General features: G+C 35.7%; 8 protein-coding genes. All 8 read right to left on the bottom strand.

Features of this window, described 5'->3' with window-relative positions; translation table 11 throughout:
- Window positions 1-165: 165 nt before the first annotated feature.
- A complete protein-coding gene (locus ACT3CE_RS06610; RefSeq protein WP_444708974.1) occupies window positions 166-1,623 on the bottom strand; it encodes an arylsulfatase in 1,458 nt (485 codons plus the stop codon).
- Window positions 1,624-1,644: 21 nt separating this feature from the next.
- Window positions 1,645-3,204 (bottom strand): sulfatase family protein, encoded by a 1,560-nt coding sequence (locus ACT3CE_RS06605; protein WP_444708973.1) that lies wholly within the window; start codon window positions 3,202-3,204, stop codon window positions 1,645-1,647.
- Between the two features lie 245 nt (window positions 3,205-3,449).
- Window positions 3,450-4,925 carry a sulfatase family protein gene (locus ACT3CE_RS06600; RefSeq protein ID WP_444708972.1) on the bottom strand — a complete coding sequence of 492 codons (1,476 nt, stop codon included), beginning with the start codon at window positions 4,923-4,925 and terminating at the stop codon, window positions 3,450-3,452.
- Between the two features lie 59 nt (window positions 4,926-4,984).
- The gene (locus tag ACT3CE_RS06595) at window positions 4,985-6,388 is read right to left on the bottom strand and encodes a sulfatase (RefSeq protein ID WP_444708971.1); all 1,404 of its coding nucleotides are present in this window, start codon (window positions 6,386-6,388) and stop codon (window positions 4,985-4,987) included.
- A 167-nt stretch (window positions 6,389-6,555) separates the two neighbouring features.
- A complete protein-coding gene (locus tag ACT3CE_RS06590; protein ID WP_444708970.1) occupies window positions 6,556-7,674 on the bottom strand; it encodes a hypothetical protein in 1,119 nt (372 codons plus the stop codon).
- Entirely contained in the window at window positions 7,674-9,596 is a 1,923-nt protein-coding gene (locus tag ACT3CE_RS06585) for an FAD-dependent oxidoreductase (protein ID WP_444708969.1), read from the bottom strand. The genes ACT3CE_RS06590 and ACT3CE_RS06585 overlap by 1 nt, the downstream gene beginning before the upstream one ends.
- Before the next feature lie 24 nt (window positions 9,597-9,620).
- Window positions 9,621-12,653, bottom strand: coding sequence for a glycoside hydrolase family 2 TIM barrel-domain containing protein (locus ACT3CE_RS06580; protein WP_444708968.1), 3,033 nt, complete (start codon window positions 12,651-12,653; stop codon window positions 9,621-9,623).
- 35 nt (window positions 12,654-12,688) lie between these two features.
- A complete protein-coding gene (locus ACT3CE_RS06575; RefSeq protein ID WP_444708967.1) occupies window positions 12,689-14,128 on the bottom strand; it encodes an arylsulfatase in 1,440 nt (479 codons plus the stop codon).
- Window positions 14,129-14,137: the final 9 nt, after the last annotated feature.

Here is a 14,137-nt window from a genome sequence, read left to right as displayed (position 1 = left end):
ATACATATGCATTTATATTATAGAAAGATATTTTTTCGATTAATAAATTTACATTTTTAGTTTAAGCCACCAGAAAACTAAAAACTAAGGCTTGTCCAATTTAAATTGGACAAGCCTTAAAGCAGAATTTTCATTCTATTTGTAACTAATCACTAACTTATTACATCAATCAATCATTTCTTTAAAAGGAAATATTTCTGATTCACTTCTAGCTTGTTTCATTATTTTCTTCATCTGGCTAACAAGATCGGGATGACTTTTGGCTACATTATTTGATTCACTAGCATCCACAGACAAATCGTAAAGCTCAAATTCTCCAGGTTTATCTTTTGTAAGATTATAAATAACAGCTTTCCATTTGCCCATTCTAAGAGCTTTTCTTCCTCCTTTTACATTTAACTCCCAATATAAATATTCGTGCTGTTTTTGCTTTCCTTCAGCCAACAACTCAGGAAGAAAGGAAATTCCATCAATATTTGAAAGCTGCTTTGCACCTACAATATCAGCACAAGTAGGAAGAACATCCCAAAAAGCTGATACATGATCGGACTTACTTTCTGCTTTTACTTTACCAGGCCATACTACTATAAATGGCGTACGCACACCACCTTCGTATAAATCTCGTTTTACACCACGCAATCCACCAGCACTATTAAAAAATTCAGGATTAGCACCTCCTTCCTGATGTGGACCATTATCACTTGCAAACATTACAATGGTATTATCGGTAATTCCAAGCTCTTCGAGTTTACTTACAATTTGTCCAACGTAAAAATCCATACGTGTTACCATACTTGCAAAACTTGCATAAGGAGCTTTTTGAGAACAATATTTGTAAGTTTCAATAGTAGGACCATAATCCGAAGCATAAGGCTCACTTACCTCATAAGCATTATTTTCTACAAATTTACCATCGAACATTTTTCGAATCGAATCATTAGGAGAAATTAACTCGGCATGTGGCAAAACAAATGGTACATAAGCAAAAAATGGTTTATCCTTATTATTCTCAATAAAACGAAGAGTTGCTTCCTGAATTTTATCAGGTGCATAAGTTACAGTGTTTGTCCAGTCGTTACCTTCTAAGTATTCCTTTTGCTGATTATGCCAAAGGTAAGGAGGATAATAACGATGTGCCATTCTCTGACAATTGTATCCGTAAAACTCATCAAACCCTTGTTTGTTAGGATCGCCTTCGGTTCCTGTAAAACCCAACCCCCATTTTCCGAACATACCTGTTGTATATCCCTGACTTTTAAACATCTCAGCAAGAGTTAATGTACTTGCCGGAATTGGAATTTGTCCTTCTGGTAATAATTCTTTATTTCCACGAATAGGGGTATGCCCCGTATGTTCTCCAGTTAGTAATGAAGAACGAGATGGCGCACAAACGGCCGATCCGCAATAGTGTTGAGAAAATTTCATTCCACGTTTAGCCAGTTTGTCGATATGAGGAGTCTGAAATTTTTTTTGTCCATAACAACTTAAATCTCCATATCCAAGGTCATCAGCAAGTATATATACAATATTAGGCTTACGTTTAATCTGAGACTTCTCATTTTTTCCCTCATTACAAGAAAAAAGAAAAAACATCAGGAATGACAATATTACTATTCTATACATTTTATCGATTTTTACATTGTATTACTTAAGTTCAATTTTTTGAATATTTGAATACTCTTCACCACGAACAGCAATAAAAGCATCAAGCATCTCTTTTAACTTTTTAGGATTTGTATCTGCCAGATTATTTTGCTGACTAATATCTTCTTTCAAGTTATACAATTGAAATTCGGGCGCAGTACCTAGCTCAATATTCACCTTTTTGTTGATAGCTTTTCCTTTATATGGAGGAATCATTAACCAATCACCCATTCGAAAAGCAGTTCTTGAGGTAGCTTCAATAATTAAGCTCTCTCTCCCTTTTTTACTTTTCCCCATAAAAACATCCAACATATCCTGACTATCGGTATCGGGAGCATCTACACCAATTAATTTGGCAATAGATTCCATTAAATCCATCTGGCAAACCAAAGCATCTGATTCTTGTGGCTTAATTTTACCTTTCCAATAGGTAATTAATGGGACGCGAGTTCCGGCTTCAAATAAGCTATATTTTCCACCACGTAATACTCCTGTAGGTTTATGCTTTCCTAACTTTTCAACTGCATCATCAAAATAACCATCATTTAGCACCGGGCCATTATCACTAGAGAATACTATTAAAGTATTTTCTAAAATACCTTCTTCTTTTAATGTTTTTATAAATTCTCCAATCGTCCAGTCTGCTTCTAAAATTACATCGCCACGAGGTCCCATTCCCGATTTTCCAACAAAACGAGGATTTGGAGTACGCGGTACGTGCGGTTGCTGTAATGCATAATACAAGAAAAATGCCTCATTCTTATGCTCTTTTACATACTGCTGAGCTTTAGCTAAAAACTGATCCGACATATCTACATCGTTCCATTTTGCTTTCTCACCACCCTTCATAAATCCAATACGTGGAATGCCATTAACAATACTACTATTATGACCATGATGCCATTTCATACTTAGCAATTCCGGATTATCAATACCTGTTGGTTCACCTTCAAAATTTTTGTTGTAACTAACTTCGATCGGATCATTAGGATCTAAGCCTACCACATTTCCATTATCGATAAATACAGTTGGAACACGATCTTGAGTAGCAGCCATAATATATGAGTAATCAAAACCTACTTCGTTTGGGCCTGGAGAAACACGCTTATTCCAATTTACATTGCCAGATCCTAAGCCTAGGTGCCATTTCCCAACAATTCCGGTATGATATCCATTTGCTTTCATCATTTTAGGTAATGTTGGCTGGTCGGTTTTAATTAATAAAGGAGCACTTCCCGGAAGAATTTTCGCATCCTTATTTCTCCATGGATATGTTCCTGTTAAAATAGCATATCTACTAGGAGTACAAGTTGCAGAAGAAGCATATCCGTTAGTAAAACGAACACCACCTTTTGCTAAAGCATCGATATTTGGAGTCTGTAGTTCGGTAGCTCCATAAGAACTTAAGTCACCATATCCTAAATCATCTAAATAGATAACAACAACATTGGGTTTGCTTTCGGGTTCTTTATCAGATTTTTTTTTGGCTTTATTCGTACAAGAAGCCAAGGCAAGAATACTAAGCGAGAGTAAAACTGCCGCAATGGTTTTAAAATTCATAATGTTTATTTTTTAGTAAAAGCTTATTTACAAATATTCTGTTTTTCGTAAGGCAAATCGTAACTCTAAGTAAAATAAATGTATTCTCAAGTTTAAAACAAGTAAACACAAAAAATCAAAACCCTGATATTTTGCCAGTTACTCAAAAAGACAAAAAAATGCCGAACTGAATTATTGCGTATTATATACTAGCCAATGCAATAATCTATCCGGCATTAATTAAACTTAATAGCTAAGCTAATTTTCTATTTCTTCTTCGATTTTTTGTATTCGCTGCTCATTGAATGAAATCCTATTTCAACTCCATCTAACATTTGCTGATACAATTCAGGTTTTTCCTTTTTCACATACTCTAATACATCAACAGCTCCAGGATAAACAGGGTGAAAAACATCACTTACTGGTTTATTTAGCTTATCAAACTTTACAGTTTCTTTTCTCATTTTCTTGAGAATCTTTTCATATTTAGCATTCTCAGCTAAATTATTCAACTCTTGAGGATCATTCTTTAGATTATACAATTCTTCCTTCGGTTTTGAGTCAGCAAAGAAAAACGCTTGTTCTGGTGTTAGTTTCCCCTCTTTATTTAGCTGTCTCATGATATGAACTGCTGGACGATAAAATTCCAAATAAGCTTGATGAGCATCGTAAGGAAGCTCAGGTTTATCATTTCGAATGTACTTCCATTCATCAGTGCTTATTGCACGAATTTTTTCCTGAATTTCGTCCCATAAATCTCTAGCTGCATAAGCATATTCTCTTTCAAAATCCTTCTTAAAAATTGGATTTCCAGTCATATAATCTGGAACTTCAATACCTGCAAAATCAAGAACTGTTGCAGTAATATCTATAGATTCAACAACATCTTTTCTGATTTTACCCCCTGGCAATCCGTTGGGAGAATACACAATAAAAGGAATTCGTAATCCGGGATCTTGCAAATAGCCTTTACCACGAATATTGCATCTGCCGTTGTCTCCAATAAAAATTACTATGGTATTCTGAGCCATTCCTTTTTCTTCCAACTCTTTAAAAATGCCGCCAATTTCATGATCTAAAAATTCAATCTGATCCAAATACTTTGCCCAATCTAATCGAACAACTGGATGATCTGCCATATATGCCGGTAGTACTACAGAATCTGGATTTACCGGATGAGTAGACTTGTTTCTCACCTCATCCCACCAATCACCACGATGACTTGCTAGTAATTGAATTTGAGCAAAAAATGGCTGATCTTCTTTTTCGAAATTATCATACTTATCGAATAAACCAAATTGTGTTTTTCCATCCCATTCACCAATTGCTTTATGCTGAAAATTCACATCGATCTTACGCCCTTTTTTCATTACAGAATGATTTCCTAAAATACAGGTATAACCCGCATTTCGCAATAAAGATGTAAATGGCTTAAAATTCTCATTCAATGGAACATCACGATTACTACGGTGATTCTGAGCATTTATTTTTAACTGATGAGTTCCAACCATCATTGCTGATCTACTAGGCGAACAAATTGGGTTCGTCACAAAGCAATTATCAAATCGTACACCTTGCTCGGCCATTTTATTCAAATTTGGAGTCTTTACGGCTGGCATGCCATAACATTCCAAATCCAAACTCATATCTTCAGCCATTAACCAAATAATATTTGGTTTTTCTTGAGCTTTACATCCCAATGCTGAAATGAAAATCACAAATATCAAAAAGCAATTTTTCATGGTATATTTAAACTTTAATTTATTGTTTGATTCTTAAATTTTATTCTCTCAACAGATAGTTACTTCTTAATATCCTCTGCACTAACTGCATTTGCAAGTGCTTCTTTTTCCCAAGCATCTAGTTCTTTCGCTAGTTTTTTAGCAATAGTCGGATTCACAAAAATTAAGTCACTTACCTCTCCTTGATCTTTCTTAATATTGTATAATTGTTTCAATCCACTATGGTATTTTATCAGTTTCCAATCACCCGAAATAATTGCTGCATATTGATCCTCGTAAGAGCGAAAAAAATATAAATTTCTTTCCTCAAATTTTTCTCCTTTAATCAAGGGAAGAATACTCTTACCTTGTATTTGTGTATCGGTACACTTTTTACCAGAAGCTATTTCAACTAAAGTTGGGTAAACATCCAAAGTTTGAATGGGCACATCGCAGGTTGTATTCGCTTTGGTTACACCAGGATAATACATAATGAATGGCACTCTGGCACCACCTTCACCTAGTGTATTTCCACCATTCTTTTTCCCTCTTAAAGGATAATTAGTAAAATATCCTCCTTGATCGGATATGAATAAAATTACAGTATTGTCGGCAATACCTCTCATTTTTAAAGCAGTTCTTACCCGCCCTAAAGCTTCATCCATAGCCGTAATCATGGCTCCATATTCGGCATAACGCTTTTCCATTCCCTTCGCTCTATATTGCTCAACTAGATCTTTACGCCCAATGTGTGGTCCATGAACATCATATAACCATACACTAAGACTAAATGGTTGTTTTTTATCGTAATTTTTAATAAAATCTTCCGCTTTATCAGTCAAAACATCAGTAAGATATTGGTCTTTTGGAATCGCTGCCAAAGGATTATCTCCTTTAAAGAACGGCTGGTAATAACTTTTAGGATGACCAAAATTACTGGTTCCATATTGTTCATCAAAACCTTGATGAATTGGATGGTAAGGTTCGTGTCCCAAATGCCATTTTCCTATAAAAGCATTGTAGTATCCAAATTCTTTTAATTTCTCAGCATAGGTAATCTCTTCCAATGGCAACCAGTTACGAGATGGCATTTGAACAGGATCTTTAGGCCATAAATTGTACTCTTCGGTATTTCTTCCTGTTGTCATGTCGGCATGCGTAATATGTCTTGGCATTTGTAATCTTGCAGGTTCTTTTCCTGTTAATAAAGATGCACGACTTGGACTACAAGTAGGAGTTGCAATGTATGCACGTTCAAAATCAACTCCATCACTTTTCAATTGATCAACATTTGGAGTTTCGAATAGTTCATTTCTATAACCTAAATCGGCCCATCCTAAATCATCAACAAAAAACAAAACAACATTTGGTTTGTCTTTAGCAATTCCCAATAGTGAAGACATCAATAATGATGCTACTAGTACATACTTTTTCATCATTTCTTTTTTATTACAAATTATAAACGAATAAACTACTATTCGCATAAAAACTTGTATTTGCGTGTTAAGAATTTGTATCTGAAGGTAAAATAGGTGACGTAAAACAATTCTACTCCCAAGTCGTAACTAGCTAGTAGTTAATAAAAATCAGGATTTTTAATCTTTATTTTTTTTGAGTTTACCCAAGACATTGTATGGGAGACAACACACTTTTACAAGTAATCTTTATTTTCTTTTCGAAAAGCTTCCAATCTATTTTGTTGGTCTGCATTTAATTTCTGATTGGAAAGATACCAATAAGCTCTTCTGGAAATTAGAATATTTTTATCCAGTAATGAGATAATATTACCAATAATTACATTTGATGGAGCTCCTTTTTCCTCCAGTAAATTCAAAAATAAATTGACTTCCTGATAAGTATTCAATTTTAGACTTTCCTGGCTAAACATTTCAAAAAATCCAACAGGAAAAGCATAGTTTGTTTTTCGTAAAGACTGAAGACATAAGGATTTTTGAGTAGCAGTTCCTTCCTTAAAAAGCTTTACAAGAGAACTGAAATAAATCTTAGCATCCGCTTTTTCCAGATAAGACAATCTTAATTTGTTAAGCTTACGATCCTTATCCAGATTCAGATGATTTATGGCATCAATTGTTTTCTTCTCATAAATTCCTTTTCGGATTATTTGTTGAATTGCAAAAAGCTTTCTTTTCTCATCTTTGCACAAATACGAATTTAATCTGTCTGCACTTAAGGCATCTCCACTTATTCGTCTGATACTATCTTGAATGGGATTATTTGCCCAATGCCAAATAGTATAACAAGTTATAACTGCACCCTTTACAAACTCATTTTCTTCCAAATCTATTGCTGTAGCTCCAGACATTGCATCAACATCCGATTCATGAAGGTTTTTAGATTTTAGGATATCACTAATTTCTAGATTTCGGAATGCAGATTTTTCATTTTTTAAGATTCGATGTAATTTTTCGTAATCGGCCTTTGAAAACTTCTCACCTTCTGCTTTTTCAAGATCTATTCCTTTATTCAGTTCAAACCTATCGTAGGATCCAATCTCATTCCAGAATATTCGCAAGGTATCCATCTTACAAACATTATCGTAACAATATACAGATGGAACATCCATATAAAACTCATTGTTTGTATTTTCTATTAATGTTAACTGCTCTGTTGCATTGTGCTCTTTACCCGGATGAACAACTTCCAATCGATGAAGTTTTTCCTTTTCGGGTATAAAAATAGCATCTGCTACTGATACCTTAACAAATATCAATAACAGAAGCAACAACAAACACCTAACACTAAGTTTCATTATGAATAACATCTTATTTCATATAACTTGGCATTTTTATAACCCCAAGTCTCTTTTAATTTCACTCTAATTGCTGTGGTTTTCACCTGATCAAAACTGGTTTTCATTACCCGTGTAATGTTCTCATCAATCTTGGCAACTTCAACCCATTGGCCTTTTACACGAGCTTCAACCGAAGCTGTTTTTATTAATTCTGGTGGCACATCTAAAACCTGCTTGTTTTGTATATTTTTTTGCGGGTTCTTATGCATCATCATTTTTCGCAACACATTGGTGTCTCCTTTTAATTCCACTTTCGAAATTTTCACTGGTTTTTCCCATTCCAACTGCAAGTTAACATTTAAACCATCAGCTTCCCAATGGTGAATTTCTTCCCCTCTATCACGAGAAACACCATCAACCAATAATTTAGCATCCCCAGAAAGTGTAGATGATCCCATAATTAGGCTTGCTTTCCTAGCCAAATCCTTAGCATCTGCAGCAGGACGATTCGGGATAAAAACATCATCGCGTAACAATTGTTCTTGCAATTCATTGATGTGCTTTTTACGTAATTCTCTCGGATTAATTCCTTTTTGCAAACAAATTGCAGCCCCCGTTCCAACAGCTTGTCCCATTAATGCACAAGTCGCAATAATTCTTGTAGATGATAACGCAATGTGTGTTAAACTTGCATTTCTACCCGCAAATGAAAGGTTGCTAATATTTTTTGAATATAAAATACCATACGGTACTTCGTATATATTTTTCGATTTCTGATGAAAATAACTCGCAGGTTCTTTCAAATTCTCGATTCCTCCAGGGTTGTGTTCATCCAAAGACCAACCACCAAAACCAATGGCATCTTCAAAATGAGAACCTTCCAAAATATCATTCTGATTTAAAATGTAATCACCCATGAATCGTCGAGATTCGCGACGACCAGGAATAGAACCGATCCAATCCAACACAATATTTTCAGCTTCTGGAAAATCTCCTGAATTTTTTATATGATCCCAAACACCATAAAAATGTGCCATTAATTTATGGCGATTCTCTTCGCGCAAAGCGATATTATCAAATTCGCTAGATACCTCTATCCACCAAAAACCTTCTTTTAAATGCTTAATTCTGCGGTGTTTATCCTTAAAGGCATTCTCATGATCGAAAGGAATTGCATAAGCAGGAGCTTTAAATGGCATAGGACGTCCCATATCTTTAGAGATCATCATGATACAATCACCCATTTTCCAACCATCAGCTTTATCTGGTGCATACGATTCGTTGAATTCGTCTTTCCCTTCGCGGCCAGTACGGTATTCAGCTCCAGCAATTGCAGCTAAAAGTCCATCGCCCGAGCAATCGATAAATTGCTTTGCATTTATGGTGAATTCCGTTTCGTTGGTAAGTCCCCAACAAATAGCAGATTTTATTTCATCACCATCCATCACAGCATCAACTGCCTGTGTGTTTAGCATCAATTCTAAATTCGGTTCACGAACCACATAATTGTACAAAACATGGTCCCAAACAGGATAAGATTCCTGTTGATTGTGTACCCAATTTTCAATTAATATTTCTTCAATAATTCCCGTTTCTCTTTCTTGTGGAGCGCCATTAACTGTCACTCGCATTTCACTAGAAGCGTTTCCGCCTAAAACAGGTCTGTCTTGAATTAAAATGGTTTTTGCTCCATTACGAGCTGCAGAAACTGCAGCAGCTATTCCAGCTATTCCAGCTCCAATAACAGCAACGTCGAAATTCAAACTTTGCTTTCGTACAGGAATTCCTTTTTTTCCTGTTGCTACATTCAACCAATTATCCTTCAATCGATCATTCGAAGCATTATCTATAATTTCCGGAGAAGCATTTGCAACAACTGGAAGTAATCCTGTTGCAACAACACCTAATGCTCCTTTTACAAAAAAATCTCTTCTTTTCATCTTATCTTTACGTATTAGACTGTTCTATTCTACAGATAACTCATCAATTCCTAAACCATCATCTTCCAATGCAGTAATTCGAATTGTATTTGCTCCCGAATTTAATTGAGCTTTTACTTCAAATACAGCCCAATTTTTCCTGTAATTTTTGGTTGCAGGTAATTTAATTTCTTGATCTACTCCGTTAATGGTTAATAAAACTTTGTACTCAGGTCTTATTTTTTCTTGAGCAGAATATCGAATTTTCAAGACAAACTCTCCCGGACTACCATCATTTTCTTGATACCATTCAACGTAACCCCCATTGTTACGTCCAAAATCAAGATATCCCTTACCATGAAATCCACTTCCTAAATCAGATACATTTGCAATATTAAATGTTGCATCTTCAGCCTGATCTCCTCCTGGATTAGCCGCTACTCTTACTCCATCAAAAACAAAACCTTCATCTTTAGCAAAACGTTCCTCCATTAACTGGATTTCTTTTCCATTTAACACAACCAAAGCCTTTACCGTTGTTCCCAATTCTACTTCAAAAGCATCAACATATCGTTTTGAATTTTGCGTTGGAACGCTTCCATCTACGGTATAAAATACTTCAATTTTTGTTTTCAGTAAATCTCCTCTCAAGTTCAAAACTTTCGTATCGATACTTACCTTATTTGATGTGACTTGTTTTTTCTCTCCTAAAATACAAGATGCCAAAAGAGCTATATCTCCTGTTGCATCGGTTGATTCAATATAAGCACGAGTTAATCCGTAAAAGGCAATTCGATTTGTTGCTTCAAAATGTTTTTCTACATCAATTGGGCTTCCGTTGTCTAAGGCACGAATTTTTCCCGCTCCAATTACCTTAAAATAAGTTCTATTTTCTCCGTAAGGATAAAATTCACCTTTTTCATCTTCTGTAGTTACTCGAACCTGAACAATATCTTTCGATTTATTAGCAAGAGATTCTCCATCAACAGATAAGCGAATTTTTGCAGGAGCTGTTGCTGTTCTAATTACTTTTTCGACAACAGATTTACCATTTTTATAGGCTACGGCTTTTAATTCTCCAGCTTTCCATCCTACCATCCATTGGCATTGCATTTTATCATGTGATTTACCCGGTTTTTGTTTGCCTAAAGATTTCCCGTCGAAAAATAGTTCAACTTCATCGCAATTCGAATAAACCCAAACAGGAATTTCAGTTCCTTCTTTTAATGTGGGATGCGTCCAATGAGGAAGAATGTGAACCATTGGTTTTGTGGTCCACTGACTTTGATACAAGTAGTACAAATCTTTTTCGAAATTAGCCATATCGATAGCACCTCCCATAAAAGATTTGAATGGCCAACCACCATGAACGTAAGTTGCCTCTCCAATGTAATCATGACCCGTCCAACGAAAAGATCCTGCATAATATGGAATATCGCGTAACTGCTCAATATTATGACGAGAAGTTAATCTCACCATAGCATTATCATAGCTAGAGTTAAATATTTGCTTAAAATTCTTACGCCCTACAGCATTGGTCCAGTCAAAAGAAAACACTTCTTCTTCTGTTAAGTCAGGATAATAGTATGATTTCTGACGTTTGTTTGGGTAACCATCACGATACCAAGTTTTGGTTCTGTAAAAGCCACGAACTTGCCATGTATGGGTATTTTCTGTTCCAATAAACACACGATCTTTCTCCATGCTATCGAACCAGCCCATTTTCTCACTACTTCCGTTCACGCCCAATACATCCATGTATTCTGAAGCTGAATGACCAGAAGTTACCGGACGAGTATTGTCCAACTGGTGACATCGCTCTACCAAGTCTTTTCCTATTTCGCCTCGAGTTTCATTTCCTACGCTATAAATTACGATTGATGGATGATTACGATCTCGTTTAATCCAATCGGTTAAATCACGATTCCACCATTCATCGAAGGAGTGAGCACCATAATCGTTGGCCGCTTTTTTCATCCAGCCATCAAAAATCTCATCCATTACCAACATGCCCATTTCATCACACATGTCATAAAACTGTGGCGTTTGAGGATTGTGAGCAGTACGAATGGCATTGCAACCCATATCTTTTAATTGTTGGATTCTAAAACGTAAGATTTTATCTGGCACGGCAGCTCCTAAAGCTCCTGCATCCTGATGATTGCAAACCCCTTGCATTTTTACATTCTTACCATTAATCCACATTCCCGTTTCCGCTTTCCATTCAATATCACGAACGCCAAAACGAGTTTCTACACGATCTAAAACCTTCTTACCCGATTTTACTTCTGTTACAGCAGTATATAAATATGGATTCTCTAACGACCACAATTCAGGCTTTACTAATTCTACCGATTGATTAATGATACGAGAACCCGAAGCATCAACTTTTAATTGATCATTCTTACTAGCAACGACCTTACCAAATTGATCTTTTATAGAAGTAAGAAGCGTCAACTTGGCTTTTTTATTTAAGTTATTCTGTATTTCTGTATCAATCTCTACTTGAGAGCCTTTTGTTTTGATAAAAATTCCTGAGTTGGCAACATGGACCTTCTCTTTCACATCAATCCAAGTATTGGCATAAATTCCACTTCCCGTATACCAACGTGCCGATGGTTGCTTGTCATTGTCAACACGAACAGCAAAAGTTATTGAATCGGAACTTAAAGTTTCTTGGCTAATATCGTAAGAGAATGAAATCCATCCATAAGGACGATCGCCCAATTTTCTTCCATTTGCCCAAACCGTACTGTTCATAAAAACTCCATCAAAAGCAATTTCAATATGCTTTCCTTTCCACTCTTTGGGAACCTCAATTGTTTTGCGATACCATCCAATTCCTGATGGTAAATAACCACACTGACCTCCCATTGGATTGTCTTCACTGTATTCTCCTTCTATACTCCAATCGTGGGGTAAATCAAGAATACGCCAAGCAGCATCATTGTAGTCGATAACTTCTGCACCTGATTGATCATTCAAGCTGAATTTCCAGCCTTTATTAAAACTCAATCGTTCACCTGCGAAAACATTCAGACTCAGTCCTAGTATGATAAATAATAGTAGTTTCTTCATATCAATAATATTGTAAATCTTAACTCTTAGACCTTTTAAATTGGAAACGTCTCATTATTGGTATGTGCTTTCTTCATTAAGCCTTTTATTTTCTCAATAATTTCGGGATATTGATCTGCCACATCGTTCTTTTCTGCCTTATCCACAGCCAGATTATACAACTCTAATTTTGATTCCTTCTTTTTGCTATTGATATTATACAAAACAGCTTTCCAATCGCCCATTCTTAAGGCTTTTCTACCACCTTTTGAGTTAAATTCCCAATACAGATATTCATGTTTCTTTTGATTTTCTTTCCCTAATAAAGTTGGAAGAAATGAAATTCCGTCAATATCATTTTCAACTTTTGCCCCCACAATTTCTGCACATGTAGGTAAGAAATCCCAAAAAGCAGAAACATGATCAGTAGTTGAACCTGCCTTAATTTTATCAGGCCATTTTGCAATAAACGCAGTTCTGATTCCACCTTCGTACAAATCTCGTTTCATTCCTTTAAAACCAGCAGCACTGTTAAAATACTTAGGGTTTGCACCACCTGCAGCGTGAGGGCCATTATCACTGGCAAACATTACAATTGTATTATCAGCAATTCCCAACTCCTCTAATTTTGTCATTATTTGACCTACATAAACATCAATTCGGTATACCATTGATGCATATACTGCTTTTGGATTCTTCACTTTACAATATCTATCCTTAATGATATCGGCACCATAATTAGACGCTTTAGACTGCGGATTTTCCGCTAATGATGGTTCATCGAATTTGCCCAAAAATTTATCTAAAATTGAATCGGTAGGCACAATTAACTCGGCATGCGGCTGAATTAATGGCACATAAGCAAAAAATGGCTGATTTTTATTATCCTCGATAAATTCCAATGTTTTTTCTTGTACAACATCTGGAGCGTAAGTAACAGTATTCGTCCAATCGTTACCTTCCAGATAATCTTTTTCCTGATTATCCCATAAATATGGAGGATAATAGCGATGGGCCATACGCTGACAATTGTAACCATAGAATTTATCAAAACCTTGATTAACTGCATCTCCTTCAGATCCAATAAATCCCAATCCCCATTTTCCAAATGCACCTGTTGCATAACCTGCATCTTTCAAAACTTCTGCTATGGTAACAGAACTTCCTGTCATTGGAGTTTGACCTTCAAATTTCAATTCCTTATTTCCACGAATAGATGTATGTCCTGTATGCTGACCTGTCATTAAAACACAACGTGATGGAGCACAAACTGTTGACCCACTATAATGTTGAGTAAATTTCATTCCCTGAGAGGCTAGCTTGTCGATATTTGGAGTCGTAAAATCCTTTTGACCGTAACAGCTTAAATCTCCATATCCCATATCATCGGCTAAAATGTAAATGATATTTGGTTGTTTTGAATTTTCTTTCTGCTGCGAACAAGATGTAAGCAACATCACAAATACAGTCAACAATGAAACAATAGTGCTTTTCATAATGTATCT

Origin of the sequence: Marinifilum sp. RC60d5, from assembly GCF_052400665.1 — a bacterium.
GTDB lineage: Bacteria > Bacteroidota > Bacteroidia > Bacteroidales > Marinifilaceae > JBQTGK01.
This window is presented reverse-complemented; position numbering and strand designations above follow the sequence as displayed.